Genomic DNA, 26,508 nt, shown 5'->3' on the forward strand with positions numbered 1-26,508 from the left:
TCAGAGTTGATCGTTGATCTCTTGACAGATCAGTCTGCGGAGTTTTAATGAATTCCACATCTGTACCAATTGAAGATGTTTTTCCAACTGCGGCAATGTCCCCCTGTGACGTAACAGTTAACTGACAAGTTGCCCACCCCACCCTGCCATGCGAAGCGTTGTTGTGCCACCCAGAAGACATCAGTTCAACGGGTCGAAAACCTTGTCTGCCAGGAGAAGTTTTTCGAGTCACATTTTTGACTCATCCCCCTGTTCTCTGTCGATGTCCAAACATTTACCACACCCAGCCAACACCACACCCCAGACCCCAACCAGTATGTATTTGTCACTGGCCATGGATCAGGGGCAGTGCCCAACCATATATACCCACCGAACCACCCCGGCACAAACCCGCGCCCAGTCAGCGCCATTCGGACGAGTCGCAACTCAACAGCATCACCCCAGAATTCAAGGAGCAAGGAACCCCATGAAAAATCAAACCCAACAAGGCTTCACCCTTATCGAACTCATCGTCGTCATAGTCATCCTCGGCATTTTGGCCGCAGTGGCGATTCCAAAGTTTGTGGATTTTGGCAAAGAAGCGAGGATTGCTAACATTCAAGCTACCAGAGGTGCTGTACAGGCTGCAGCCAATATGGGGTATGGTGTGGCGCAGGTACGCAATATCGCAGCCTCGGATAATACGGAAACCTCGGTACCTGGAATTGGAGATGTTGCTTTCAGATATGGTTGGCCAGCTGCAACTTCAAGGGGCATTGGTGCAATGATTTTTGAGCCTGATACGGCTAAATGGATTAATTGGGATACCGCAGATAATGTGTTAATTTTCCGTTTACAATCTGAATGCGAAATGACATATACTCATGCGCCCAGCGCTAACACACCTGCTACAATAACTATAGATACAACTGGGTGTTAGCTACCTACGCTAGCTAACCTCACACCGTCTCTCTGCCCCGCGAGTTCAAAAGGCTCCGGGGTTTTTTTTCGTGATTAAGATTATGATTCGGCACTTCATTGGCCTTTTATCGTTTATTAGCCCCGCAGAGGTAGGCGTGAAAAAATACCCACCGACAGCCCGCATTAGTTACTGAGTTTGCTCCACTTCTTGGAGTAAATCAGGCAATGCCCGGCCATGCTGATTCAAAGCTGGCAGGCTCAAGAGCAATCCTTTGTGTATCGCGGCGAGATGAATGATCGTGTCCGCCTGGAGCGGAGCCTGGATAGAGTCTGGTTGTTGCCATTCATCCAGGGCCGCCACCCAACTCATCTCCCCTTTGGCATTGGCAAGCCATGCCGCGTGTCGGACAAGATTGGACTGATCGTCTATACCCCAGGCCAACAGCAACAAGGCCAAGCGTGGCAGGGGATCTTCTGTCGCAAGGGTGGCGGCTGTTGACCAATGTTTCCGAGCCTGCTGGACATTGCCTTTCTCCATCCAAGCCGCACCCAGAACGCTGTGAGCGAGACTGATGTTGTTGTGCCGGGAAAGGACACGATAGGCAGCCTCCATACTCGTGTCTATTTTGTTCAGGCGCAGCAGAATCAGGGCATGGAGGGTTCCCAGATGGACATTGTTGGGCCAGGTTACCAAAGTGTCTTGCAAGATTTCCTCCGCGGCGCCATCTTCCCCAAGTAGCACCAGACTTGTTGCCAGATATAGCCAGCCCGGCCAGTATTGAGGAAAGATGTCCAAGCCCTCCCGCAGGTATCTGATCGCGGTTTGCGGATCGTTTCGGGTTTGCAGGTAGTACTGGCCAGTGGTCAGCAGCGGTACCCCGCGGTTACGCGCATTCTGGTAACGGTCCAATTCCATGGCCCGGGCGTGGGCCTGCATGGCTTCCTCGGGCATCCCCAGCTCCCAGTATGCCTTGCCCAAATTCGTATAAGCCCGACTCGAATTCGGCGCCTTTTGCACATTATCATCCCACAGCATCAGCGGATAGTGGAACAGTTCGTTGCGTAGGATCACGGTATGGCTTTGGGCAAAGAGCACGAAGCACAGGGCGGCGACGATCAGCAGGCGGACGCGAAGCCTGGGGAGCATCTGCAACACCCGCCAGATCCCCACGGCCACCAGCAGAAACACCGCCATTGATGGGATGTAGTTCCGGTGTTCGAAGATCATCTCCAGGGCGATGAACGAGCTTTCCACCAGGTGGTTGACCAGAAAAAAGAGAATGCAGAAGGATACCAGGGGACGCTTGCGGATCTGGAGTATAGCAAAGATCGCGGCGGCGAACAGGATCAGGATGGCCGGGGTGGTGGTCCAGGGCGTGAGCAGGGAGGTGGATTCCAGCACGTCGTGGACAAAGGTGAACCGTTCCGTGGCCGGATAGAGCATCAGGGAGATGTAGAAGACGAGGACCCGGGGTTGAGTCATCAGACGTTCAGCCATGTCAAAGGGCCGATTGGCATAGCCCTGGTGCCAGTTCAAGGGGTTGGTGTGCAGCAAGGCGATGCCGATGCAGATCGCGGCCGGGATCGCGCCCCAGCGCAGGTGGCGGAGCAGATTGTTCCTGGTCGCGCCCTGGATCAGCAGCAGGTCATAGAGGTAGAGGACCACCGGCAGCATGACCGCGTTTTCCTTGCTGGCCAGGGACAGGGCAAAGGCCAGTCCGCACAGGCCGAACAAGCCGACCTGTCTTGTCCTGTCCCAACTGTTGCGTACGGAATATGTCCGGGCCAGGGTGTAGCAATACATGGCCATGATGAAGAACATCCCGGCCATAGAGGCCATGCGCTGGACAATATACGTCACCGCGGTGACCTGAATCGGGCTGGTGGCCCAGAGTACCGCGGCCAGCAGCGCGATGGACGCGGCATGCTGGCCGTAATCCTCCCGCAGCCGGGGCAGGCGCAGGGTGTGAAAGACCCATAAGTAGAGGAATATCGCGGTGGTGCAGTGGATGAGCAGGTTCACCAGGTGATACCCGAACACGTCCAGCCCATGCACGAAATGGTTTAATCCAAAACTCAGGTAAGCCAGAGGTCGGTTCACCTTCTCCCCGGTGATCCCGTAAAACGTGGCCTTGATGGTCTTCCACTCCAATGTCTGCATATGCACATTGGCATTGAGAACAATGTTCGGATCATCGTCGAAAACCCAGGCCCCGGAAAAACTGTTGGCGTAGATCACGCCAACCAGCAGAACCATCAGCAGGATCGGCACGCTATGCGCTCTGGGGCAGGGATTGTCGTCCGGAGAACAGGGTGGGGCTTGGTGGGTTGGAGATGCGGCGAGAATGGGCATGGCGGTTCGCAAGAGTTGAGGGTTGTCTGCCATCAAAAAATCAGGAACACCTTCTTGTCCCGGCTGGGGCCAACCTGTCAAACAAAACCACATCCCCTCGCGTACCCTGCCTGCCGACAACCGAAATCCTACACATTCCACGTCACATGCGGTTTGGGTAAAAATGAAGACCTGATGAGAAAATCAGGAACTCAAAAAAACTTCGCCTCTCCCGCGCCAAAGTCATCCGCCACCGCTGCCGATATTCCAACGACCCCGGCATTGGATCAAAAGGGGATCGTGGCCGAGGCGTTCGACGGGGTGAAGCACCTGCTGGATTCCAAGGATAAAGGAGTTTCACCCCTGCTTTCTGTTGCCTGAAGCCGACGTTTGTATTCTCTCGCTTGGGGCGAGGTTGGTGCAGAACAGACACCCACTTGCAGCATCTGGCTGGGAGAAGTGGCTCCATGCCCCATCATTCCGACAGGTAAGCGAAGTGATGACAACAACCATCCCACGACAGAAAAAGAATTCTTGTAGCACTTCCAGCAAGTTTCGGTAAAGAGCAGGGGGGCATGGCTGGCGAGCTGGCCCAACGCCTTCAAGGTATTACATGAATCTTGATTATCCCTGGTTGCCGGGGTATCTAAGTATCCAATTGCATCAAAAGACAGATTGAAAAAATGATCGGTCAGCAGCCCACCCTCACCTTCAACAACCCCGGAGCCGGCATGGCAGATCACCCTGAAGTCTCCTTGATGTCCCTGAAGATCGACTACGTCTTCAAGCTGATTTTCGGCGATCCCCGGCACAAGGAGAACACTGTCGCCTTGCTCAGCGCCATCCTGGGTCTGCCCAAAGAAGAGCTGGTCGACCTGGAGATTGTCAATTCCGAGCTGTACAAGGAGTTCCAAGAGGACAAGAAGGGTATCCTGGATGTCCGCATCCAGCTCCGGGATGGTCGGCAGATCAACGTGGAAATCCAGATCCTGCCCACGGACCCCATGCCCGAACGGACCCTGTTTTACTGGGCCAAGATGTATGCCGGGCAGATCAAGGCCGGAGATTCCTACCAGAAGCTGAAGAAATGCGTGACCATCAACATTGTGGATTTCCACTGCATCCCGCTCTCGCAACTCCATTCCTGCTTTCATCTCACGGATGACGCCACCGGCCACCGCCTGACCGACGTCCTGGAAGTGCACTTCCTGGAGCTGCCCAGGCTGCGGGAGGCGATCCTGACCGGGCATGAAACCGATCCGCTCACGCAATGGATGCTGTTCATCGACGGAGAATCACAGGAGGTCATCAAAATGCTCGCCCACGACAACAAGGACATCCGACAAGCCTACAACCTGCTCGAAGTCATTTCCAAGGACAAACGCAAACGCATGGCCTACGAAGCCCGCGAAGCCGAACTCATGGACCAGCGCTCCCGGCTTATTTCCGCAGAGATCAAAGGCAGAGAGGAAGGCAGGGAGGAAGGCAGGGAGGAAGGTGAAGAGATCGGGATCAGGAAAGTAGCCCAGGCCATGCGCGCCCGTGGCATGTCGCTGGACGAAGTAGCGGCCATCACCGGGATGGACAGGGAGCAGGTGGCCGGACTGCAGGGACCAATGCAGGCTGGGCAGGAGAAAGGTTGAGACGACGCAAGCCTGAGGTCATCAAAATGCTCGCCCACGACAACAGGGACATCCGACAAGCCTACAACCTTCTCGAAGTCATTTCCAAGGACAAACGCAAACGCATGGCCTACGAAGCCCGCAAAGCCGAACTCATGGACCAGCGCTCCCGGCTTATTTCCGCAGAGATCAAAGGCAGAGAGGAAGGCAGAGAGGAAGGCAGAGAGGAAGGCAGGGAGGAAGGCAGGAAGGAAGGTGAAGAGATCGGGATCAGGAAAGTAGCCCAGGCCATGCTCGCCCGTGGCATGTCGCTGGACGAAGTAGCGGCCATCACCGGGATGGACAGGGAGCAGGTGGCCGGACTGCAGGGACCAATGCAGGCTGGGCAGGAGAAAGGTTGAGACGACGCAAGCGTGAGGTCATCAAAATGCTCGCCCACGACAACAAGGACATCCGGCAAGCCTACAACCTGCTCGAGATCATTTCCATGGACAAACGCAAACGCATGGCCTACGAAGCCCGCAAAGCCGACTCATGGACCAACGTTCCCAAATGATCTCCGCTGAAATGAAGGGCCTAGAGGAAGGCCGAGAAGAAGGCGAAGATTCTTAAAGGCAAACCGTGCGAAAGCTGACTGGGTAACTGCCTTCGCGGGTTTGACTGATTCGAAAACGGCAGAAACAAGTCATTCCCGCCAAATCAGGAATGCACTGCCGGAATGTGATTTTGCCCTGGATGTGCTGAACAGTTTTTTCAAAAAAATTAGTATCCGTTCAGCAAAATCCGCGAAAAAGATCTGGATAGCGATAGCGCCGGCGTTCGCCGGTATGACTGTATAGATGCAGCTTGCCACGATAAGTCATTCCGGCGAAAGCCGGAATCCAGTGCAGGTGAATGACCACCCTCCGGATGGACTGAATAGTTACAAAATTTGTAACTATTCAGTTCATCCGAGAAAAATCGGACTGGATACCAGCTTTCGCCGGTATGACTTAACTTGGAAAGGACGTGGTATGATACGTCATTCCGGCGAAAGCCGGAATTCAGCTCTGGCGAGTGATACAAAGTATGTGCTGAATAGTTACAAAATTTAAATACTCATCCATAAGCAGCATAGTATGCCAGAAGTGTACGACGTCACTCAAACAGACATTGCCTTGAAGGCCCGTGAGAGGATGATCGCCTATGCGGGATTCTCCATTCAGCCCGCCCCGGAGAGCACATCTCTGGACGGCGTGATGAAAGTCGCGGCGTTTTATCGTCCGGACGGCAGCGGGTATTTGACCTTGACGTATCTTGTGGACACGGATGGCGTTCTCGAGGTCCGGGGCAGACTCGAGAAGATTTTCGTCAACATGACTGATGACCGGTTGCGGACGGTGTTGGGGTCGGACTTTCAGATGCTTATGGTCAATGAATTGCACGGCTCGGAGCAGACAGAGCCGTGGTTTTTCATGGAGCAGTTCATTTATCTGGCTCACCTTCGGGAAAATGAAAAGGTTTTGCTTGAAGAAAAGATCTTGCCGTGTCTGCGGAAGGACTTGCCGTGCGGGTTTGGTGCTTTGGAATGGTGGGACGACCCGGAGCAGAGGGGAGGGCACACCCAGGACATGGAGAGTCGCACCGGGTTGAAGAAAATTTTCAAACGACTATTTCGCTCCTGAGCAAGGTGATGACATTTACAACGATCAACCACTCTCAGAAAAGTTTTCGACTCGATCAAGCACCTCCCGGCTTCGAAAAACAAAAGAAGGTTCACGCCGGTCCGCAGCGTGGAAGGTATCTCTTCGATCAAAGAACTGGCGCGCTCTGGCAAGGCCGAGGCCATAGGCCGAGTATGTCGCCTCGACCTGAACTGTCGCGCAGGTTAACAATGCATTTCCATTACTGACTTATGTCCTCGACCACTCCCACGGTTATTGAAGCCTTCAATTTGTACAAACAGTTCGGTTCGTTCACCGCGGTGGATGATTTGAGTTTTTCCGTGGCCAAAGGAGAGTTCTTTGGTGTCCTGGGCCCCAATGGCGCCGGCAAGACCACGGCCATTCGGATGATCTACGGGTTCTCGCCCCTGACCTCCGGGACAATGCGCGTTTTCGGTCAGGATATCGGGGTCGGGTGGCGGGATATCCGGTCCAGGCTGGGCGTTTGTCAGCAGGAAAATACTCTGGATCCGGATCTGACCGTGGAACAAAATCTGCTGGTCTTTGCCGGATACTTCAACATGCCCAGGGTGGTGGCGGCCCGGAAGACAGCGGAGTTGCTGGAGTTCTTCGCCCTGGAACACAAGAAGTCGGCCCGGGTTCTGGAACTGTCTGGGGGCATGGCTCGGCGGTTGATGCTGGCCAGGGCATTGATCAACAATCCGGAACTGGTCATCCTGGATGAGCCGACCACGGGCCTCGATCCGCAGTCGAGGCATCAGGTCTGGACCAAGCTGAAGGAGTTGCGCGGCCGCGGACTGACCATGCTCTTGACCACCCACTACATGGAAGAGGCTGCCCGGCTATGCGACCGGCTGATCATCGTCGACCACGGCAGGCTGCTTGTGGAAGGGCCACCGGTCAAGCTGATCCGGGAATATGCCGGTGATTCCGTAATCGAAGTGGAGTCGCCGTCACGGGAGTTGCGGGAGTTCGTGCGAGCCCATGGACTTGCCCATGAGGACCTGGAATCTCGGATCATCATCTACAATGATCGCGGGCAGGAGCTGGAACAGACATTGCGCGGCACGTTTTGCACCCAGACCTGTACCTTCAGACTGGCGACCCTGGAGGACGTCTTTCTGCGATTGACTGGAAGAGGGTTGCGCGAATGATCCACTCCGTGCGCTTTTTAACGCTGTATTCCCGGCGGCTGTTGCGGGTCTGGGAACGCAACCTGGTGGTGTACCGGCGGATCTGGAAGGTCAATTTTCTCGTGCCCCTGCTGGAGCCGATCTTCTACCTGGTGGCCTTCGGCGTGGGATTCAGCGGACTGATCGGCGACGTGGTCTATGCGGGGCACGAACTGACCTACGTGGCCTTCATCGCCCCGGCTCTCCTGGCCACGGCCATCATGTTCAACGCGTTTTACGAAACCACCTTTGCCTCCTTTGTCCGCATGTACTACCAGAAGACCTTTGACGCCATGCTGGCCACGCCGTTGTCCCTGGAAGAGATCATCACCGCGGAAATTCTCTGGGGAGCCACCAAGTCCGTCATGGCCGCGGCATTGATGCTTGTGGTGATCGCCTTGTTCGGGCTGGTCCGGTTGCCGGAGGGGTTGTGGATCTTGCCCTTGGCCTTCCTGGGGGGTATGGCCTTCGGGTCAGTGGGCATGTACTTCACGGGCATCACCCCGAGCATCGACATGTTCAACCTGCCGATGTTTCTTTTCATCACGCCGCTTTTCCTGTTCAGCGGAACCTTTTTTCCCGTGGCCGGGCTGCCGGAATGGGCGCAGCTCGTGGCACAGCTTTCGCCGCTGTATCATTTGGTGGAGATTGCCCGGCTTGCCGCCACGGGCCGAATGGAGTCCGGCCTTTTCACCAGCCTGGGGTATTTGTTGGCGTTCAGCGGCGTGTTTTTTATTCTTGCCATACGCAGCATGCGCAAACGGCTGATCAGGTAAATCAAGGATATGATTCCGCCAGGAGAAACAAGAGTTGCAATGATCGAGTCGGCGCGTACATCATCGCTATTGTCCGTTACGGGCTGGGCGCTCATCCTGGGCATCATGGGGCTGGCACTGTGGTTCGGCGTGGAATATGGGGAAATGATCCATAAAAAGGCGGAGCAGTGGACGCATACCTGGTGGCTTGTCCCGATATTGATCTGCGCCCAGGCATTCCCTTTTGCGTTGGCCCTGCCCGGATCCATCATGTTTCTGGTAATCGGCCTGCTCTACGATCCCCTTCCGGCTACCGCGATGATTACCGCCGGCGGCGTTCTGGGAAGCACCCTGGCCTATTTTCTCTCAGGGCGTCTGGCAAGCAATTGGGTGGCACGGGCGCAGCGCGGACGTATGTACCAGATCTTGCGACGCAATACGAATTTCATGATGCTGTGCGCCATGCGCACCTTGCCCGGTTTTCCACATTCCATCATCAATTACGGTTCGGGACTACTGGATGTGCCGCTGAAGCGTTTCGTCATCAGCGCGACGATCGGCTACATGCTCAAGGGGCTGCTGTACGCGTCGATCCTGCATAATGTCATGGACATCGAGGAAGGCCGGGAGATGATTTCCCTGGAGGTTCTGTGGCCGCTGATCGTTCTGGCCGGTTTGTTCATCGCCGGTTTTATTCTGCACAACAGGTTGAGCAGGCCTCAGGCGGATGCGCGTTAAGGCAACGACGGGGATCAAGGAGCGTGATGTGAATACTGTGGCAAAGGCAGATGAGACCCAGCAATCTTCCCGTATCGTCGATCTTGTGCACACTCCCCTGGAGGCCGTGGCAGCCTACTGGCTTTCCCTGAAGAAGGCGTTGGACCGGCACAAGAACGGCCGTTTCCTGGAGGAAGAGGCCAGGCATGCGGCCGAACCCTTTATCAGGCATCTGCTGAGTCTGCTGCAGTCCGGTTTTTCAACGGAGGACTGCAGACGGCTGGCCACGGTGAAACAACGCAACCTGTTGCGGGATTTGCACCGCAAGCTGGATCTGCTGGCAATCTGCCTGCTCGGCATCGCCGGGAACGAGAATCCGCAAAAAGTTCTGATCCGCATCATATCCAAGTTTTCCATTTCGCCCATTTTCGAGAAAGAGGTTTTTGAGATCGCCCAGCAGGCCTTGCAGAATCTGGACAAACCGAAAACCAGGGAAAAGTTCCTGCTTATCGATCAGGCCATGAAGATCGAGGCGTTGATCATCAACATGATGGTCTATTCCATGTACGCACGGCGCAACGATCACAAGAAAATGCAACTGTTTTCCGAGTACATCCGTTCCTACTACTTTTCCGAAGGCATGGCCTTGATCCAGGACGGATTTGAACATGACTTCGTGAAATATCGTTTGATCCTGCTGCGCAAGGAAATCCTGGCGGACATGGAAAACAAGATGGAAATGTCTTTGGAGATGTTTTTCGGCATGCGCAATGGGGTCAGCTATGGGGACATGTTTAAGATTTACAATTCTTTTACCATTTGAAAACCTTGAGAGATTGTAACTATTCAGCACATACTCTGTGGTCACTCGCAGAGCCGGATTCCGGCTTTCGCCGGAATGACGTATCATACCACATCCTTTCCAAGTTAAGTCATACCGGCGAAGGCCGGTATCCAGTCCGATTGTTCTCGGATGAGCTGAGTAGTTACGGTAACTCCGCGATTGGACCAGCTACCTGCCGCGCGACCAAAACCGGCTGCATAGGTTTTTCAAAAAGTGTTGAATTCATGAGAGCTTAATGGTTAGGGGTTCACTTTTTCTCATCGTACATCTCCAGCTGCTGATTATCCTGTCAGCTCAACCTTATATTTGAGAAATTATGATTCTTGGCGTTTATTCAAAAAAAGCGGAAATGTCCGGCGGGTTCGGCGGGACGCGAATGTCCTCAACAACCAGGACATACTGGTTTGTCCGCAGGGTGGACGACGATACCTACGAGATTCAGCCACTGAATCAACATCATGTTCCTTCCGGCATGATTTCAAGGATTTCCAAGCGAATATTCATGCTCGAGTATGCTCCGGAACTCGACTACTACGAGCGCAAGACCTTGCCTGTGCTTCAATCGTTGCAGCGTAAACTGGATCAAGGCGAGAAGCTTTTCCAATTGAATCAGTTGGACGCGGCAGAGTCAGAGTTTGTCAAGGCATTGCATATCGATGATCAGAATCCTCAGGCAAGTCTCAGGCTTGGAGATGTCTACTGCCAGAAAAAAGATCATCAACGGCTGAAGAAGGCTCTGGCCCGTATTCTGAATCTTGATAATGTTTTCGTGGAAACGGAACGGCATCGATTCAATGAGTTCGGCACCAATTTGCGGAAAGGGGGATTTTTAGACGAATCCCTGGCATATTACGACAAGGCCTTGTCGCTCAACGGCCAAGATGAACACTTGCACTTCAATATGGCTCGAGTCTTTTACGATCTGAAAGACTATGCCAAATGTGTTGATCACCTCCAGCGTGCCTTGGTGCTTAATCAGGATTTTGAGGAGGCGAGAGATTTTTTGGAATACTGCCGAAAGCTCAACACCTGATCGGTGCCGGAAAACCAGCTGACCTCTTGAATCGTAGCTCTCCAGCACGTCCCCATGGAGAAAAATTGTCCGGATTTTATAGTTTTTCCTGCCTTATGAGGCGAAACAATCGAGACAGTCCGGATCGTAGGTGAGTAGATACTCGAAACATGAGCTGCGATTGTCGCGTCTCAATGCTTTCTGGAAACCGCTTTGATGGAGATAGGTTTGAGCGCAATTGAAGTCGGCATGAAAGTCATGGTTGAATTGCCCGGCATGAAGGACAAGCTTCATACTCGGTTTGTAGGGTATATCAACAAGCGCTGCGTGATTACGATGATACCGGTGGTACCCGAGGTAAATCGGTCCATGCTGTATGAACATCTGTACAAGGGCAACTCCATGACGGTCCGCTTCATCAAGTCCGGCTCCGTTCTTGGATTCGCCACCGTGATCCAGCACGTTTCATTTTCTCCATTTCCTCTCTTGTTCCTGGAGTTCCCCGACAGGATCGAATCCTACAACTTACGCAAGGACAGCCGTGTAAGTTGCCTGTTCCCGGTCAAGATGGCCATCAAGGGCGTTACAATTCAAGGCGCCTTGCTGGACATCAGCAAGTCCGGCTGCGGGATCGGCATTCAGGGCAAAGAAAGTCAGAAAATTCCATTTGAAATCGATGATGTCGTTGAAGTGCAGTGTTCTTTTCTGTTTAAAAATGAAAATGAACGCGTGGAATGCGTAATCAAACGTATCAATAAAAGCGGCTCGAAAGTTGAGCTGGGCCTGAAGTTCAAACAGATTCCGGAATCATTATTGTCTGTAATTCATGACTATATTCAGCAGATGACAGTTTTTCTGGAGGAATAAAGAGGCAGTGGTCAGGCCGGCACCACTTGATAAAATCCACCGGACTCCAGCAGACGCAGGGGAGTCTCGAACAAGTCGGCCATGGCCTGCTCGGTGAGGACGGCATCCTTGGGGCCGTCGGCAACCACGCGGCCGTTCTTGAGCAGGACGATGCGCTTCATTTCCGGGGGAATTTCGTGGATGTGATGGGTGACCAGGATCACGGTTTTCTCCTGACGCATCAGTTCGCGAAGCGTATCCAGATAGAAGAAACAGGCCTTGATATCCAGTCCGGACGTGGGTTCGTCCAGAAGAAGGGTTTGGGGATCGTGCACCAGGGCCCTCGCCAGCAGCAGTCGGCGTTGTTGACCGGTGGACATGGACCGGAAGGGATTCTCCGCCAGTTCGGCAACGGAAAGGGTTCGCAGAAGCTGATCGGTCCGCTGTAATTCCTCCCGGCTGAAATGGTGATGGGCATAGGTGCCGATGGAGGATCTGAAGCCGGAAAGAACCACTTCACGTCCGGAAACATTGCCCAGATACTCCTGCTGCAGGTCCTGGGACACCATGCCGAGGCGGGAACGCAGTTCCCAGACGTTCCACTGCTCCTGGCCGAAAAGGCGCAGGACCGTGTCCGGTCCCGGCATGGGATAAATTTCCCTGGCCAGCAATTTGAGCAGCGTGGTCTTGCCGGCGCCGTTGGGGCCGAGGAGGGCGGTGTGCTGCCCACTGTCGATGTTCAGGCAAAGGTTCAGGAAAACACGATTTCGTTCCCGGTATACCGTCGCATTGTGGATGTGTAATATGTTCTGCATATCGCCGGCACCCTAGCTTCATGACCCGCTTTTGACAATTGTGGTCATGGTTACATGTCCGGGGACATTATAACGACGCTTTCAGCTACCAACATTTTTTTCAACCAGGAGTTGTCATGAGAAACGTACGTCTGGTCATCGTCGGTCAGGGACCGGCAGGCTTGTCCGCCGCCATTTATACAGCCAGAGCCGGAATTGAAACGCTTGTCCTGGGATGCGCTCCGAAAATTGCCGGGGATTATGATATCGATAACTACTTCGGCTTCGCGGAAACCATTTCCGGCATGGAGCTGATCAAGCGCGGGATCAAACAGGCTGAGCGTTTCGGGGCCGAAGTGCGCAACGAACGTGTGCTCTCCATTCATGCGGTGGCAGAAGGGCGTTTTCGGGTCCGGACGGAGCAGGACGAGTACGAAACCTTCGCGGTGATTCTGGCCACCGGCGTGTCCCGGGTCCGCCCGGGAATCGACAACCTTCAGGATTATGAAGGCAAGGGGGTCTCGTATTGCGTGAGCTGTGACGGATTTTTCGTCCGGCAGAAAAAGGTGATGGTTCTGGGCGAAGGGAATTTCGCCGCGAACCAGGCCCTGGAACTGCTGCACTACACTCCCCATGTGCGGATCTGCACCCAGGGCAAGACCCTGGACATGGCTCAGGAATTTCAAGACAAACTGCTGCGCTCCGGGATCACGATCGTTCAGGACAAGATCCTTTCCCTTGGCGGCAGCGACGGCCTGGCCACGGTTCATTATGCCGGAGGCGAACAGGAGGAGGTGGAAGGACTGTTTATCGCCATGGGACAGGCCAGCACCTCGGATTTCGCCGCCAGTCTGGGGCTGGTGAAACGCAAACAGTTCATCGACGTGAACGAGCAGCAGCAAACGAATATTCCCGGAATCTATGCCGCCGGCGACTGCGTCGGCAGGTTTCTGCAGATCAGCGTGGCCGTTGGGGAAGGCGCGCTGGCAGCCCGCTCGGCCATCGAGTACGTAAAGAAGAAACATTCAACTTGACAGAGGCTGTCGGTGAAAGGTAAATATCTCCTCTTTTGCAATTTCAAAAAGGGCCTATAGCTCAGTTGGTAGAGCCACCGGCTCATAACCGGCAGGTCCCAGGTTCAAGTCCTGGTAGGCCCACCAAAGAGGATACTGGTGCCTCAGGCGCATATCTACTTAAACCGCATTGCTGAAAACGTGTTCGCCGTTCTTACGAGAGGTGTTTCTTGGAAAAGTTTATCCGGGAAACACCTTTTTTTTGTTCTTTTGTAGCTTTTCTGAACTTATCTCCACTGCACGACAAATCAGGCGGCAGGCGAGAGGTTGCGTTTTTTTCAAGTTGCGGAGCATGGACAGATGCCTTGATGCCCGCGTCGCGAACATCGAATATGATTTTCAGGTTATGATATGCATGTCCAAGACTTGATAGCAAAAATTGAAATGGAGGCGCCGCCGGAGTGCGCGGCCTCCTGGGACAAGGGCGGTGTCCAGGTTGCGGGTGGGCGGTCGCAGGTTCAAAAGCTGGCCGTAGGATTGGATCCGACGCCGGAGCTGATTGGTCAGGCCCTGGAGTGGGGCGCCGATTTCATCCTGGTGCACCATCCACTGGCCATGAAGCCGGATTTCCCGTCCCGTTCGGTCAGCCGGTATCATCATGTTCTCGGAGCTCTTTTCCGCCATGATGTCTGGCTCTACGCGGCCCATACCAGCCTGGACACGCAGCCCGACGGTCCCGTGCAGTGGCTGGCCAAAGCCCTGGGCCTTCAGCATGTTCGCGTTCTGGAGCAAACAGGAAAACAGGTCGGGCGATGGTTCCGGATTCTTGGATCCGCGGATGCCGTTGCCGAAATCGGACGGGCACTTGCAACTCAGCCCGCAGTTGAAATCCACCAGCAGTCTGACCAGGCCTTGGAGGTCGTTTGCGGGCCGGATCAGTGTGCGCTGGTCCGGGAGGCTGTCGCCGGGGACGCCGGCGGCACGCTGCGCATGATTTCCCAGGACCTGGACCTGCCCGCAAAGGCTGTCGGGTTCGGTTTTGTCGGCGAACTGCCGTCGGCGTTGCCCTGGTCTCACTTTGTCCGGACTCTGGAAGGGATTCTCGAGGAGCCTTTGCGGACCGTGGCCGGCGTTGTTCCGGACCAGGTGCGCAGGGTTGCTTGCTGCCCGGGGTCCGGAGCGTCGTTGCTTGCTCGGGCCGCGAAATCCGGCGCCCAGGTCTACATCACGGGGGACTTCAAGTATCATGACGCCCAGATGGCTGAAGAGCTTGGTCTTCTGGTCGCGGATGTGGGTCATTTTCGTCTTGAGGAACAGATGATGCGGTTATTTGCCGAGGATTTGCGGCTCAAACTGAATGAATTTGCAATTGAGGTAACTTTTATTCCCGGACACGACGCACTCACGCATCGTTTTTCCGGGGAACGCACGGCGTAACGTTGCTGCCGCGGTAATCGAAGAACGTATCAGTAGAACATGGTTTTTGCCTGCAAGGAGGGGAAGACATTGAGCTTGTATATGAAACAGATCGAGCAGTTGGTCGCTCTGCAGATGATTGACGACGAAATCATGCAGTTGAACGGATTTTTGAAAAATGCTCCCGCCGAGTTGGAGCGGATGGAAACACGGCACCTTGAACTCAAGGACGCTGTGGCCCAGGTGAACGCAAAAATCGCCATTATCGTCAAGCAGCGTGATGATCTGGACCGGGAGATCGAAGACACCGGCATGAAGATCAAAAAAAGCAAGAACAAGTTGATGATGGTCAGTAATTCCAAAGAACACCAAGCCATGATGCGGGAAATCGACAATCTGGAAAAGACGAATCGCAGCCGCGAGGAGGAGAAGGTTTCCCTGCTGGAAGAGTTGACCCGTCAGGAGGAGCAACTGGACGTGGCCCAAGGCGAACAGAAGTCCCTGCAACAGGAGATTTCCCAGAAAAAGAAACAGATCAACCAGAAGCTGCAAGTATCCAAGGCCCGTCTGGAGGTTCTGCATAATCTGCGCGGCGATGCCGAGGAAGTGATTCCCAAGCCGATCCTGAGCCGGTATCAATTCATCCGCTCACGATTGTCCCAGCCTGTCGTGGTGTCCGTGGGCGAGGGAATCTGCAAGGGATGCAACATCAGTATCCCGCCGCAGACTTACAACGTTCTCCAGAAGGGCGAACAGATTCTGAGTTGCCCGAACTGCCAACGGATCATTTACTGGTCCGAACACTTTGCGGCCGAGGAAGCGGAAGCCGTATAATCGGCTTTGAATAATTGCCTGTATTATTGCCGTGAAGTAACTCTGCAGCGCATGCGGTGTTCGGTCACGCACCTGCACTGGATTCCGGCTTTCGCCGGAATGACTTGTCGCAACAAGTCGGTTGCACATCAGTCATACCGGCGAAGGCCGGTATCCAGTTCGTTTTTCTCGAGCTGAGAAGTTACTTTCAAGATTCAGTGCGACTTTGACCTTCATCGGACACTGTCATATATAACTTGAATGCGGGAGTTGGGCAGGCTGTCGCCCGGCACTCACTTTGCCCTGGGAATTTATCTTCTTTAGAAAGGTTTTTCTGGGCAAAGTGAGTGCCGGGAGGAAAGTCCGGGCTCCACAGGGCAGGACGCTGGATAACGTCCAGCGGGGGCGACCCCGGGAAAGTGCCACAGAAAACAGACCGCCCGGCACTCACTTTGCCCTGGGAATTCATCTTCTTGAGAGAAGTTTCCTGGGCAAAGTGAGTGCCGGGTAAGGGTGAAACGGTGGGGTAAGAGCCCACCAGTTGTCGCGGTGACGCGGCAAGCTCGGCAAACCCCGTTCGGAGCAAGACCAAATAGGAGGACGCCTGAGGCCGGCCCGGCCGAAGTCCTCGGGTAGGTTGCTTGAGGCAGGGAGTAATCCCTGTCCTAGAGGAATGACAGCCGCCCGGCACTCACTTTGCCCTGGAAGATACGGAAATCTTGAGTTATCTTCCTGGGCAAAGTGAGTGCCGGGAGACAGAACCCGGCTTATCGCCCGACTCCCGCATTTTTATTCAACATACTCATGTCATCCACTTCCGACACCCCACCAAATACGCTCCCGTTCCAGTCCCCCTGGGCCATTGTCGCGGCGGCCGGTCAAAGCTCGCGCCTCGGTCAGGCCGGACTTTCCACCAAAAAACAATTCCTGATCTGGCGGGATGTCCCGCTGTTCTGGCACAGCGTGCGTGTTTTTGCGCGCATCCCCGCCATGCGCGGAGTGGTCGTGGTCTTTCCGGAGGCGGAGCTTGCGGCCGGCAAACAGTGGGTGCAGCGACTCATGGCCGAGGAAAATCCCGGCGTGCCGGTGCTTGTCGTCCAGGGCGGGGCGTTGCGCCAGGATTCCGTGCGCCTTGGTTTGGCCGCGATCCCGCGCGTATGCGATGCTGTTCTGGTTCATGATGCAGCCCGGCCGTTTCTGAGCCCGGCCCTGGTGCAGGCAATGCTGGAAGCACTGCGGGAGCATGCCGGTGCGGGAACCGCCGGAGTTGTTCCGGGCATTCCCGTGACGGATACGATAAAAGAGGTTGCGGACGGGCAAGTCCTGGGAACCCCGGATCGGGGATCGCTCATGGCGGTGCAGACACCTCAGGCTTTTGTCCGGTCAATCCTGGAACAGGCACATCAGCATTGTGTCCGGGAGCAGTGGGTCGTGACGGACGATGCCTCGCTGCTGGAACGCCTGGGGCATGTTGTTCGCGTGGCGCCCGGCGAGCCGTGCAACACCAAGATCACCAATCCCGACGATCTCAATTTACTCAAGGATTCTTCCCCCATGAACGTTTCTGCGCCCTGTGTCGGTTTTGGTTATGATGTCCACCGTTTCGGTCCCGGACGGCCCATGAAGCTGGGCGGGGTCTCCTTTCCCGGTGGTCCTGAGATCATAGCCCATTCCGATGGCGACGTCCTGTTGCACGCCCTGGCCGATGCCCTGCTGGGATGCCTGGGCCGGGGCGATATCGGCGACCTTTTTCCGGACACGGACCCCCGGTTCGAGGGCATCGACAGTGCAATTCTTCTGTCTGAAATTCTTGAACTGGTCCATCAAGGCGGGCTGACCCTGACCCATGTGGACCTGAACATCATTACCCAGATTCCCAAAATCGCACCGCGGCGGGAGGAGATTCGGCGCAACATCGCCCGCCTGCTCCAACTGGACCCGGCACAGGTCGGCGTGAAAGCCGGCACCGAGGAAGGGATGGGGTTCACCGGCGCAAAACAGGGAATCAAGGCCATGGCGGTGGTCACGGCATTAAAGGCTCCAGTCAAAATGCCCGCCTGATCCGTTCCCAAGGTTACTGAACCCGATGACCGTCAATCGCTAAAGTGAGAAGGTATGCTTTTATACAACAGCCTGCGCGGCAAGAAAGAAGAGTTCCAGCCCCTGAGTGAGAACCATGTCCGCCTCTACGTCTGCGGAATCACGGCCTACGACTACTGCCATATCGGCCATGCCAGATCAGCGGTGGTTTTTGATGTTCTGGTCCGGTATCTGCGACATCGGGGGTGGCAGGTCACGTTTGTCCGCAACTTCACGGACATCGACGACAAGATCATCAATCGGGCCGCCACTGAGGGGCTGAGTTCCGCCGAGGTGGCCGAGAAATACATTGTCGCCTTCTATGAGGACATGGACCGGCTGGGCATATTGCGGGCCGACTACGAACCCCGGGCCACGGAACATATCCCGGGGATGATCCAGCTTTGCGAATCACTGATTGCGCGGGGCTATGCCTATGCCACGGATCAGGGCGACGTCTATTTCCGGGTCCGGGCCTTCGAGGGGTACGGGCGTCTGTCCGGTCGCAACATCGAGGAGCTGCGTTCCGGCGCCAGGGTCGAACCGGGGGAAAGCAAGGAAGATCCGCTGGATTTCGCCTTGTGGAAGTCCGCCAAGCCGGGAGAGCCGTCCTGGCCCAGCCCCTGGGGTTCGGGCCGGCCGGGCTGGCACCTGGAGTGCTCGGTGATGAGCGAGCAGCTACTGGGCCTGCCCCTGGATATTCACGGCGGAGGCCAGGATCTGACCTTTCCGCATCATGAAAACGAGATGGCCCAGTCCATGGCCGCGACGGGCGGCGAATTTGTCCGGTTCTGGGTGCACAACGGATTTGTCCAGGTCAATGCCGAAAAAATGTCAAAGTCCCTGGGGAATTTCGTGACCATCCGGGATATCCTGGCCAAGTTCAACCCCGAAGTCCTGCGTTTTTTCCTGCTGACCAAGCATTACCGCAGTCCCCTGGATTTTTCCTTCTCCTCCATGGAAGAGGCGGAAAAGGCGCTGCAACGCATCTATCAGACCATGGCCCTGCTTTCCGAGCACGTTTCCGGCGGCAAGTGGAACGACACGATCCTGCCGCCGGAGCTGGAGACCGAGTTGACTGCACTGGAAAACGATTGGGCAAAGTCCATGGAGGATGACCTGAATACCGCCGGAGCCCTGGGGCATGTTTTCGGGGTGGTCCGGCTGGGCAACAGGATGCTGGAGACCAAGGCCTGGCGCAAAAGCGCCGCAAGCCGGGATCTGGGTATGCGAATCCTTGAGGATCTGCGACGCTGGGGACAGGCCATGGGACTATTCCTGGCTGAGCCGGGTTCATGGCTGGCGGAACTGAAGGACACCCGGGTGCAACGCAGGGAACTGGACGTGGAGCGCATCAATGAACTTCTCGCTGCCCGCCAGGATGCCCGTCAAACCAAGGATTTCCAGCGTGCCGACGCTGTCCGTCACGAATTGGCGGAGATGGGCGTTGAAGTGCGGGATACGCCCGCCGGCCAGGTCTGGGATGTAGTGTAGTGGCGTGGCTCTGCTGAGTGGTTACGAATTATTGTAACTTCTCAGCTTCGTTCCGGCCTGCTTCGATTTTTCGGCATCGCAACTCCTTCGCCGGCTTTGTAACATCGAACCATTGCGTGAATAAACAGCATTCTGTGCTTCATGCGTCCGGCAATGGTTCGATGAACGAATCCTGTCTCAGTCAGACAGGCGATGCCGAAAAATCGAGACAAGCCGGAACAATCCAGGTCTTGTTGCAAGATGTGTTGAGTAGTTACGATTTTTTTGTAACTTCTCAGCAGAGTCAGAAAATGATCTGGAAACCGGCTTTCGCCGGTGAGACTGACTCAAGAGACGGCATTGGAAAAAGTCATTCCGGCGAGGGCCTGCATCCAGGTCTTTTCTCAGACACAGCTCAGCAATTACCAGTTTTTCATCTTCCCCGCATTGAACCTCAGTCGTTACAATTTTATTCGCTTATTTCGTTCTATTGATAAAAAACCGTAACTGCTCAAAAAGATCGGGCGACGCGGTTTCCTGTCCCCATCGACGTGGAGTTTCGTCACCAGGCTACAAGGGCCGGATTCCAGCCGGACCTTTACCCTTTGTGCGTTACACCGTTGCCGCACTGGGGTGTGGCGCTCCCGGGATTTATCCTTTTGATTGCCACAAGTTTTTGAGCAGTTACAAAAAACCTTCAAAAATACCACCTCTCAGGTTGTTCCCTTTTTTTCAGTTTCAGCTATCTCTTTGTACAAAAGGAGGTACGGCTTGCTGGAAGTGCTTTTTGGGGAACGAATCAGGGAGTTGCGTCGGGTTCACCAGCTGACGCAACGGGAACTGGCCCAGGCCGCCGAAGTCAGCGTTCAGTATTTCGGCCGGATCGAGCAGGGCAGGGTTTCTCCTTCTTTTGCTGTCATTGAACGGATCTGCGCGGCACTGGGCGTGGAGCCATTCAACCTCTTCTTCTTCGACAAACCCCTCCTGAGTTCCGACAACACATCGTTGTCCGATTTTTTCAAAACCTCTTTCGGAACCTCTCGGCTCATGCACTGGGGGCCACGGCCCTCGTTCATCGGGACCATTTTCCTTCTCAAGGCGCCGCAGCAGCAGGTATGGTCAGGCTCCGTCTACCGGATGCTGGGCTATGCCAGTGAACACGCTCCCTCCACGGCCAACCGCTTCCTGCGGCATATCCTCCCCAGCAGCCGAAGCGAGGTGGAATCATTTCTGGAAAACGCCAGAAAAAAATCCCACACCGCATCCTTGATATTCTATTTTTTGCGCAAGGATATTTCCTTCAATGACAATGACGACATGCTGCTGGACGATCTCACGCATGTTCGTCCGAGGATCGGCCTGTTGCACGTGGAGCCCGGCGAGGTGCCGGTGGACGGCAATGTGATTGTCCCCCTGACCATCATCGACGTGACCGAATGGAAATATCTGGAACTGGCGCTGGTAGACAACACCCTGGAGCTTGAGGAGTCCATCTCCCAGCGCAACGAGCAGTTGGCCATCGCTCTGGAGCAATGTCAGGTCGAGATAAAGACTCGTGAAAGCCTGGAAAGTGATCTGCGACGCTTTGAATGGGTTCTTTCCCTGTCCCACGACGCTCTTGCCTTTATTGACCGGGAATACAGGTATCGCATCGTCAATGACGGTTACGTGCGGCTTTTCGAGAAGACCAGGGAACAGATCGTCGGGCAACATGTCTCTGAAATTCTCGGCAGCGATTTGTTCGAAAATTTTTCCAGGCCTCTGCTTGAACGGGCCTTCGGGGGAGAGCAGGTCAGTTTTTGCCGGTGGATGCAGTTTCCCGGGCATGATGATGGTCGAAATCTGGTTCTGGTCAGCTACGCTCCCTTCTGGAGTGACCGGATTGTGACCGGGATTCTCGTGACCGTACACGATCTGACGAAGATCGTTTTGCTGCAGGAAAAGCTGCGCAACCAGGAAAACCAGTATCAGCTCATCGTGGAAACGGCCAATGAAGGGATCTGGGTCATGAACGAGGATGGGCGCCTGACGTTTGTCAATCCGCAATGCGCGGCAATGCTGGGGCGGACCCGGAACGAGATGGAGGGCCGCTTTCTGACGGAATTCATTCATCCCGAAGACTTGCATGTCGTTGAACATCATCTGAATCGGCAACACAGCGGTATGCGCACCCGGTACAACGTGCGCCAGCTTCACAGTGATGGAAGCGGGGTCTGGACGCAGATCTCGGTCACCCCCTTGAAGGACGGTTCCGGTAAAATATCCGGATTTCTGGCCATGGTCTCGGATATATCCAGAATCAAGCAGGCCGAGACGGAACTGCGCGAAAGCCGGAAACGATACCGGACCTTGGTTGAGAATGCGCAGTGCATCATCTTGCAAATGGACGTCCAGGGCAGGATCGTGTTCATCAATGAGTTCGGATTGCAATTTTTCGGGTATACGGCGGAGGAGCTTGTCGGGCGCAGCGTGTTGGCCACGATTACGCCGCGCAAGGATCTTGCTGGACGGGATCTGGTCGCCATGATTGAAGAACTCTGTCAGAATCCGGAGCGTTTTTCTACTGTGGAAAACGAGAATGTCCGTCGGGATGGAAGTCGTGTCTGGGTGGGCTGGTACAACCAGGGAATTTATGACGGACATGGGCAATTGGTTGAAATTTTGTCCATAGGTCACGACGTCACTCAGCGCCAACAGCAGGAAGTTGATCATCGCATCATCTCCGAAATTGTGGCCCGTGGCCCTGTGGCGGCGTTTGTCTGGCGAAACGATCTGCATCGATCGGTAGAAGCCGTCTCGGAAAACGTGGCGCAGCTTTTCGGCTGGCCCCGGGAAGTATTGTTGTCCGGCAATGTTCATTACTTCGAAATCCTTCATCCCGATGACCGGGACCGGGTCTGGAGCGAACTCGGGCATCTCGCCTCCTGCAAGGATGTCGCGCAGGCCAGACTGGCGCCGTACCGCATCATCACGCCCAACGACAGGATCGTCTGGGTTGAGGAAATGACCACCTTCATCCGTTCCAGGGACGGCAAGGTGATCAAGTTTGAAGGATTGGTGAACGACGTCAGCATCAGCAAGCTTCGGGACGATTATCTGGTTCAATCCAATCAACAACTCGAAATGGTGCTGTATCAATGCCGGAAAATGGTCGACATGGCCCAGAAGATATCGCCAACCGGTTCGGCGGTGGCGATGCTCATGAGTTCGGTCAGCAGCATGCTGCATCAGTTTCACGGCGAAATGCAGCAACTGGACTGGGATGACGGGATTGTGAAGCTGAATTCGAAAGATGTTGAACAGGAATAACGGCACTGCAGCATTCGGAAAGGCAACAGGTTAGGCTTATGCTCAAGAACCCTGATCCCCAGGAACAGGACGAGACACGGATTCTCCCGGCTGAACATGCGGATTTCGGCGGGGATCTGATCGCCAATGCCCCCATCGGGATGTATACCTCCAGCCCGGAATCGAAAAATATTACTGATCATTACATCCTCGTTGTAACAGCTCAATAATTCAGACATTCCTCCCACAAAACAAGCACCTGGCCCCCAGCCTACGCCGGGTTGACGGCCAAAGGAGTTCGCAAATATAGCCCTCCATTCCCAAGCGGACGAAGGCCGATATCAAGACAGCATGGATTCACAATGGTGGTTTCCCAGCTTTTAGCGGTAGTCATTGTGGATTATCCCCATGGATTTGTAACTATTCAGCACAAATGGCGCATAGCCATTCTTCAGAATTGGATTCCGAATTTCGCCGGAATGACGAATCGGAGCAAACCGTTTCTTGTTAGTCATTCCGGCGAAAGCCGGTATCCAGGTCTTTTCTCCGGCACTGCTGAATAGTTACATGGTGTGCGAACTGCCTCCGATATCGGGGTCGGAATCGGCTTCGAAAAATGTTGAATAAGACCTGCGAATGGCTCCGCCTGCGATCCCGATACCGATACCGACGCCGGCTGCGATGTCAAAGTCCGCAGGGCAGTAGCATGCTGAACAGTTACCAATGATTTTAATTGTTCAATTATGACTCGATTTCGGTTGCGATTTCGATTGCGAATTGCGATTTGGAGTGGGAATTCGAGTGACTTTGGCTTTGCTTGGAAATGCCATTGCCTTTCCGTGCCGTTAAGGTTAGGCAATGCTTTTGCGTTCCGGGTTGTTCTATCTGGATGCCATTCCCCATAAAACGGCTTGACCTGACGCCAATTCGGCCATGATCCTGATCTATGGATGAAGATCAACGCGGTGCACCCCGGGTGGATGTCGTACCGGACTTTTGCATCCTCCAGACCTCCAGTGGCGAACAATTCTTTGGTATTGTCTACAACATCAGCAGGACGGGAGTCTTGTTGGATGTTTCCCAGAACGAGGGAAGACAATTTCAACCAACCGAGAATGACAGCCTGGAATTTCTGGACACTCCGGACTTTCTGAGGCCTGCACTTGGGAACGTTCGGGGCAGGATCGTGCGACGCAATTCCGGACATTGGGGAGTGCAGTTTGCCAAACCTCTTGCTCTGCCTCAGGCTGAACTGGATCGGCTCCAGGATTACCTGGAAATGCCTGAAGGCGGAGAATGGAATAAATATTAACCTGAGGCAACCAATCTTCCTGCCTCCTGCCTGATTGTCATTTTGCAGATCCCGACAACCGGTTCAAGGCCTTGTCAGCATTGACGCTTCATGGGTTTTCAGATGTGGACAGGCATCTCCGGTCAACCGGACAGGTACCCCAAACTCAAGACAATCAGGTGTCGACGGCAACGGTTAGTGGTTACTCATTGAATCTACGCCATGAATCAACGACAGATTTTTTTTCTCTCGCCTCGCTTCCCCTGGTGGGGTTGGATTCTCTTGCTGCCCCTGGCGATCCTTGGAATATTTCTGGGAGCGATCTTTTTTCTGGTGTTCATCGCCTTCGTGTTTACGGCCGCCGTGGTGATGTGGATCCGCTGGAAATGGATGCTCCGAAAAATGGGCAAGCAGGGACAAGGAGCAGTACACAGGGAATTTGAGGCTCGAAAACACTACGACTACGAGATCAAGCGGCTGGATGATTCGCGGGATCATCGCGACTCGTGACCCGACTTCGAGTTCGTTGTTTGCCTTGATCTCTACATCGTGCTTTTCGTGAAATTCAGACCAGATCGCCGATGAGCAGTTGCGATGTTTCGGCGTTCTTTCGACAACATCTACCAACTTTTTGAACATGAAAGATCGATACGAAAGGCTGTACCATATTTCCTGGGAGCAACTGCACCGGGATTCCAAGGCATTGGCATGGCGGCTGCTGGACATTGGCCCCTGGAGCAAAATCGTGACCATCACCAGGGGCGGTCTCGTGCCCGCTGCGGTGATTGCCAGAGAACTGGAAATCCGGGTTATCGATACGGTGTGCGTGTCCAGTTATGCTTGGCAGGATCAAGGCCAGAGTAACGTGCTCAAAAACTTTCAGCCCATCACGGACGAGGACGCGACCCGGACCTTGATCATTGACGATCTGGTGGATACCGGACGCACCGCGCGCATTGTCCGCGACATGCTGCCCAAAGCCCATTTTGCCACTGTCTACGCCAAGCCGGACGGCCGCCCCATGGTGGATACCTTCATTACCGAGGTCAGTCAGGATACCTGGATTCTCTTTCCCTGGGACGCCGAGTCCCGTTTTGTCGAGCCCATGGTGGATCAACGGGGTAAGTAGTTGAAGTGATCGCATGCGGCACTGGCTTTTCTTCTTGCAAGTTTCCTGATGCTGGACTATTTCCGCGAATAAATTTTTCGGAACTCAGCTCATCAAAGTAGTGGCTGGATACCCACCTTCGCTGTATGACTGACTCCGAGACGGTATGAAAACTCAAGTCATTCCCCCGAAGGCGGGAATCCAGGTCATGCTTGCCACAAGTTTGAAACTACCCTTATCCCGCTCAATCAAGCTGACTAGTTCCTTTTTTCGACAACATTTTGGAGGATCCCAGTATGAAACGGAGTTTGACAGGTCTTATGCTGTTATGCCTGATGCTGATCAGCATGCCGGCAGTGGGCGCGGCCAAAGAGATCAGGGCCGGATTCGTGTATGTCTCGCCCATCGGCGATGCCGGTTGGTCCCATGCCCATGATCAGGGCCGTCTGGCCATCGAGGCCCTGGACGGCGTGGAAACCACCTTCGTCGAAGCCGTCGCCGAGGGACCGGATGCGGAGCGGGTGCTGTTGAACATGGCCCGGCGCGGGCACAACCTGATCTTTGCCACCAGCTTCGGCTACATGGACCCGGTGCTCAAGGTCGCGGCCCAGTTTCCGAACGTTGTGTTCATGCACTGCTCCGGCTACAAGCAGGCGGAGAACGTGGGCACGTACTTCGGCCGCATGTATCAGCCCCGCTACCTTTCCGGAATGGTCGCCGGCGCCATGACGGAATCGAACATTCTCGGGTATGTTGCCGCGTTCCCCATTCCCGAAGTGATCCGCGGCATCAATGCCTTCACCCTGGGCGCCCAGGCCGTGAACCCGGATGTCCAGGTGCGCGTGGTCTGGAGTTCCACCTGGTATGATCCCGCCCTGGAAAAAGAAGCGGCCAACAGTCTGCTGGACGTGGGCGCCGATGTCATCGCCATGCATCAAGACTCCCCCGGCCCCCAGGTCGCGGCGCAGGAACGGGGCGTCTATTCCGTGGGCTACAATTCGGACATGAGTTCCTTTGCCCCCCGCGCCCACCTGACCGCTCCGGTCTGGAACTGGGCCGAGGTGTACAAGTATGTCGTTCAGGCCGTGCGGGAAGGGACCTGGGAAAGCGAGAGCATCTGGTGGGGATTGGATCGGGGCCTGGTGGACCTGGCGCCCTTCGGCCCCATGGTGCCCCAGGAGGTTCAGGACAGAGTCCTGGCCAAGAAGGAAGAAATTCGCTCCGGTGAAACCGATGTCTTTGTCGGTCCTGTTCTGGACCAGAAAGGGGAAGTCCGCATTCCTGAAGGCGTCCGGGCCACGGATGAGGAAATGCTGACCATGGACTGGTTCGTACGCGGAGTTGTGGGAACCACGCAATAACGTGCGCT

Annotated in this window: 26 protein-coding genes, 1 tRNA gene and 1 other RNA gene; 26 read left to right on the plus strand and 2 right to left on the minus strand. The window is 54.9% G+C overall.

What is annotated here, in order from left to right; translation table 11 throughout:
- Positions 1-466 precede the first annotated feature (466 nt).
- Positions 467-919: a prepilin-type N-terminal cleavage/methylation domain-containing protein gene (locus ACYQ15_RS04550; RefSeq protein ID WP_459936339.1), complete on the plus strand. Its 453-nt coding sequence runs from the start codon at positions 467-469 to the stop codon at positions 917-919.
- 168 nt (positions 920-1,087) lie between these two features.
- Here the strand turns inward: ACYQ15_RS04550 and ACYQ15_RS04555 are convergent, their stop codons facing one another.
- Positions 1,088-3,286: a hypothetical protein gene (locus ACYQ15_RS04555; RefSeq protein WP_459936340.1), complete on the minus strand. Its 2,199-nt coding sequence runs from the start codon at positions 3,284-3,286 to the stop codon at positions 1,088-1,090.
- A 120-nt stretch (positions 3,287-3,406) separates the two neighbouring features.
- Between ACYQ15_RS04555 and ACYQ15_RS04560 the strand changes: the two genes are divergently transcribed.
- The 11 genes from ACYQ15_RS04560 (at position 3,407) to ACYQ15_RS04610 (ending at position 11,885) form a co-directional block, all read left to right on the plus strand.
- Positions 3,407-3,613 carry a hypothetical protein gene (locus ACYQ15_RS04560; protein ID WP_459936341.1) on the plus strand — a complete coding sequence of 69 codons (207 nt, stop codon included), beginning with the start codon at positions 3,407-3,409 and terminating at the stop codon, positions 3,611-3,613.
- 350 nt (positions 3,614-3,963) lie between these two features.
- The gene (locus ACYQ15_RS04565) at positions 3,964-4,875 is read left to right on the plus strand and encodes an Rpn family recombination-promoting nuclease/putative transposase (protein WP_459936342.1); all 912 of its coding nucleotides are present in this window, start codon (positions 3,964-3,966) and stop codon (positions 4,873-4,875) included.
- The gene (locus tag ACYQ15_RS04570; protein WP_459936343.1) at positions 4,872-5,255 is read left to right on the plus strand and encodes a hypothetical protein; all 384 of its coding nucleotides are present in this window, start codon (positions 4,872-4,874) and stop codon (positions 5,253-5,255) included. Before ACYQ15_RS04565 ends, ACYQ15_RS04570 begins: the two co-directional genes overlap by 4 nt.
- Positions 5,252-5,410, plus strand: coding sequence for a hypothetical protein (locus ACYQ15_RS04575; RefSeq protein WP_459936344.1), 159 nt, complete (start codon positions 5,252-5,254; stop codon positions 5,408-5,410). The genes ACYQ15_RS04570 and ACYQ15_RS04575 overlap by 4 nt, the downstream gene beginning before the upstream one ends.
- A 562-nt stretch (positions 5,411-5,972) precedes the next feature.
- The gene (locus tag ACYQ15_RS04580; RefSeq protein WP_459936345.1) at positions 5,973-6,518 is read left to right on the plus strand and encodes a hypothetical protein; all 546 of its coding nucleotides are present in this window, start codon (positions 5,973-5,975) and stop codon (positions 6,516-6,518) included.
- A gap of 230 nt (positions 6,519-6,748) precedes the next feature.
- Positions 6,749-7,672: an ABC transporter ATP-binding protein gene (locus ACYQ15_RS04585; RefSeq protein WP_459936346.1), complete on the plus strand. Its 924-nt coding sequence runs from the start codon at positions 6,749-6,751 to the stop codon at positions 7,670-7,672.
- A complete protein-coding gene (locus ACYQ15_RS04590) occupies positions 7,669-8,466 on the plus strand; it encodes an ABC transporter permease (RefSeq protein WP_459936347.1) in 798 nt (265 codons plus the stop codon). Before ACYQ15_RS04585 ends, ACYQ15_RS04590 begins: the two co-directional genes overlap by 4 nt.
- A 39-nt stretch (positions 8,467-8,505) precedes the next feature.
- The gene (locus tag ACYQ15_RS04595; RefSeq protein WP_459936348.1) at positions 8,506-9,183 is read left to right on the plus strand and encodes a TVP38/TMEM64 family protein; all 678 of its coding nucleotides are present in this window, start codon (positions 8,506-8,508) and stop codon (positions 9,181-9,183) included.
- A gap of 28 nt (positions 9,184-9,211) precedes the next feature.
- A complete protein-coding gene (locus ACYQ15_RS04600) occupies positions 9,212-9,985 on the plus strand; it encodes a hypothetical protein (protein ID WP_459936349.1) in 774 nt (257 codons plus the stop codon).
- Between the two features lie 337 nt (positions 9,986-10,322).
- Positions 10,323-11,039 (plus strand): tetratricopeptide repeat protein, encoded by a 717-nt coding sequence (locus ACYQ15_RS04605; RefSeq protein ID WP_459936350.1) that lies wholly within the window; start codon positions 10,323-10,325, stop codon positions 11,037-11,039.
- A gap of 207 nt (positions 11,040-11,246) precedes the next feature.
- Entirely contained in the window at positions 11,247-11,885 is a 639-nt protein-coding gene (locus ACYQ15_RS04610) for a flagellar brake protein (protein WP_459936351.1), read from the plus strand.
- Between the two features lie 11 nt (positions 11,886-11,896).
- Here ACYQ15_RS04610 and ACYQ15_RS04615 read toward each other — a convergent pair whose 3' ends face one another.
- Positions 11,897-12,679: an ABC transporter ATP-binding protein gene (locus ACYQ15_RS04615; RefSeq protein WP_459936352.1), complete on the minus strand. Its 783-nt coding sequence runs from the start codon at positions 12,677-12,679 to the stop codon at positions 11,897-11,899.
- Between the two features lie 116 nt (positions 12,680-12,795).
- On the opposite strand from ACYQ15_RS04615, the gene ACYQ15_RS04620 reads away from it, so the two are divergent.
- From ACYQ15_RS04620 to ACYQ15_RS04685, 14 genes are all read left to right on the plus strand, one after another.
- Positions 12,796-13,692, plus strand: coding sequence for an NAD(P)/FAD-dependent oxidoreductase (locus ACYQ15_RS04620; RefSeq protein ID WP_459936353.1), 897 nt, complete (start codon positions 12,796-12,798; stop codon positions 13,690-13,692).
- 50 nt (positions 13,693-13,742) lie between these two features.
- A tRNA-Ile gene (locus ACYQ15_RS04625) sits at positions 13,743-13,818 on the plus strand.
- A gap of 264 nt (positions 13,819-14,082) precedes the next feature.
- Positions 14,083-15,108 (plus strand): Nif3-like dinuclear metal center hexameric protein, encoded by a 1,026-nt coding sequence (locus ACYQ15_RS04630; RefSeq protein ID WP_459936354.1) that lies wholly within the window; start codon positions 14,083-14,085, stop codon positions 15,106-15,108.
- Between the two features lie 81 nt (positions 15,109-15,189).
- The gene (locus ACYQ15_RS04635) at positions 15,190-15,921 is read left to right on the plus strand and encodes a zinc ribbon domain-containing protein (protein WP_459936355.1); all 732 of its coding nucleotides are present in this window, start codon (positions 15,190-15,192) and stop codon (positions 15,919-15,921) included.
- A 245-nt stretch (positions 15,922-16,166) separates the two neighbouring features.
- Positions 16,167-16,686, plus strand: an RNA gene (gene rnpB, locus ACYQ15_RS04640) — RNase P RNA component class A.
- 18 nt (positions 16,687-16,704) lie between these two features.
- Entirely contained in the window at positions 16,705-17,961 is a 1,257-nt protein-coding gene (gene ispD / locus ACYQ15_RS04645; protein ID WP_459936356.1) for a 2-C-methyl-D-erythritol 4-phosphate cytidylyltransferase, read from the plus strand.
- 54 nt (positions 17,962-18,015) lie between these two features.
- The gene (gene cysS / locus ACYQ15_RS04650; protein ID WP_459936357.1) at positions 18,016-19,473 is read left to right on the plus strand and encodes a cysteine--tRNA ligase; all 1,458 of its coding nucleotides are present in this window, start codon (positions 18,016-18,018) and stop codon (positions 19,471-19,473) included.
- A gap of 116 nt (positions 19,474-19,589) precedes the next feature.
- Complete coding sequence (locus tag ACYQ15_RS04655) at positions 19,590-19,946, plus strand: hypothetical protein (RefSeq protein ID WP_459936358.1); 357 nt, start codon at positions 19,590-19,592, stop codon at positions 19,944-19,946.
- A gap of 286 nt (positions 19,947-20,232) precedes the next feature.
- The gene (locus ACYQ15_RS04660) at positions 20,233-22,761 is read left to right on the plus strand and encodes a PAS domain S-box protein (protein ID WP_459939547.1); all 2,529 of its coding nucleotides are present in this window, start codon (positions 20,233-20,235) and stop codon (positions 22,759-22,761) included.
- A gap of 38 nt (positions 22,762-22,799) precedes the next feature.
- The gene (locus ACYQ15_RS04665) at positions 22,800-22,970 is read left to right on the plus strand and encodes a hypothetical protein (RefSeq protein ID WP_459936359.1); all 171 of its coding nucleotides are present in this window, start codon (positions 22,800-22,802) and stop codon (positions 22,968-22,970) included.
- 716 nt (positions 22,971-23,686) lie between these two features.
- Positions 23,687-24,052: a PilZ domain-containing protein gene (locus ACYQ15_RS04670; protein WP_459936360.1), complete on the plus strand. Its 366-nt coding sequence runs from the start codon at positions 23,687-23,689 to the stop codon at positions 24,050-24,052.
- 201 nt (positions 24,053-24,253) lie between these two features.
- A complete protein-coding gene (locus tag ACYQ15_RS04675; protein ID WP_459936361.1) occupies positions 24,254-24,541 on the plus strand; it encodes a hypothetical protein in 288 nt (95 codons plus the stop codon).
- Positions 24,542-24,662: 121 nt separating this feature from the next.
- Positions 24,663-25,160, plus strand: coding sequence for a xanthine phosphoribosyltransferase (gene gpt, locus ACYQ15_RS04680; protein ID WP_459936362.1), 498 nt, complete (start codon positions 24,663-24,665; stop codon positions 25,158-25,160).
- 275 nt (positions 25,161-25,435) lie between these two features.
- Positions 25,436-26,500: a BMP family ABC transporter substrate-binding protein gene (locus ACYQ15_RS04685; protein WP_459936363.1), complete on the plus strand. Its 1,065-nt coding sequence runs from the start codon at positions 25,436-25,438 to the stop codon at positions 26,498-26,500.
- The last annotated feature ends 8 nt before the right edge of the window (positions 26,501-26,508 follow it).

This window comes from Desulfonatronum parangueonense (assembly GCF_054656975.1).

Excerpts from the sequence above, each read along its gene's own strand:
- ACYQ15_RS04550 (WP_459936339.1), top strand. The coding sequence starts at position 467 with ATGAAAAATCAAACCCAACAAGGCTTCACCCTTATCGAACTCATCGTC.
- ACYQ15_RS04555 (WP_459936340.1), bottom strand. The coding sequence starts at position 3,286 with ATGGCAGACAACCCTCAACTCTTGCGAACCGCCATGCCCATTCTCGCC.
- ACYQ15_RS04565 (WP_459936342.1), top strand. The coding sequence starts at position 3,964 with ATGGCAGATCACCCTGAAGTCTCCTTGATGTCCCTGAAGATCGACTAC.
- ACYQ15_RS04580 (WP_459936345.1), top strand. The coding sequence starts at position 5,973 with ATGCCAGAAGTGTACGACGTCACTCAAACAGACATTGCCTTGAAGGCC.
- ACYQ15_RS04585 (WP_459936346.1), top strand. The coding sequence starts at position 6,749 with ATGTCCTCGACCACTCCCACGGTTATTGAAGCCTTCAATTTGTACAAA.
- ACYQ15_RS04590 (WP_459936347.1), top strand. The coding sequence starts at position 7,669 with ATGATCCACTCCGTGCGCTTTTTAACGCTGTATTCCCGGCGGCTGTTG.
- ACYQ15_RS04595 (WP_459936348.1), top strand. The coding sequence starts at position 8,506 with ATGATCGAGTCGGCGCGTACATCATCGCTATTGTCCGTTACGGGCTGG.
- ACYQ15_RS04605 (WP_459936350.1), top strand. The coding sequence starts at position 10,323 with ATGATTCTTGGCGTTTATTCAAAAAAAGCGGAAATGTCCGGCGGGTTC.
- ACYQ15_RS04615 (WP_459936352.1), bottom strand. The coding sequence starts at position 12,679 with ATGCAGAACATATTACACATCCACAATGCGACGGTATACCGGGAACGA.
- ACYQ15_RS04620 (WP_459936353.1), top strand. The coding sequence starts at position 12,796 with ATGAGAAACGTACGTCTGGTCATCGTCGGTCAGGGACCGGCAGGCTTG.
- ACYQ15_RS04630 (WP_459936354.1), top strand. The coding sequence starts at position 14,083 with ATGCATGTCCAAGACTTGATAGCAAAAATTGAAATGGAGGCGCCGCCG.
- ACYQ15_RS04635 (WP_459936355.1), top strand. The coding sequence starts at position 15,190 with ATGAAACAGATCGAGCAGTTGGTCGCTCTGCAGATGATTGACGACGAA.
- ispD (WP_459936356.1), top strand. The coding sequence starts at position 16,705 with ATGTCATCCACTTCCGACACCCCACCAAATACGCTCCCGTTCCAGTCC.
- cysS (WP_459936357.1), top strand. The coding sequence starts at position 18,016 with ATGCTTTTATACAACAGCCTGCGCGGCAAGAAAGAAGAGTTCCAGCCC.
- ACYQ15_RS04665 (WP_459936359.1), top strand. The coding sequence starts at position 22,800 with ATGCTCAAGAACCCTGATCCCCAGGAACAGGACGAGACACGGATTCTC.
- ACYQ15_RS04670 (WP_459936360.1), top strand. The coding sequence starts at position 23,687 with ATGGATGAAGATCAACGCGGTGCACCCCGGGTGGATGTCGTACCGGAC.
- ACYQ15_RS04675 (WP_459936361.1), top strand. The coding sequence starts at position 24,254 with ATGAATCAACGACAGATTTTTTTTCTCTCGCCTCGCTTCCCCTGGTGG.
- ACYQ15_RS04685 (WP_459936363.1), top strand. The coding sequence starts at position 25,436 with ATGAAACGGAGTTTGACAGGTCTTATGCTGTTATGCCTGATGCTGATC.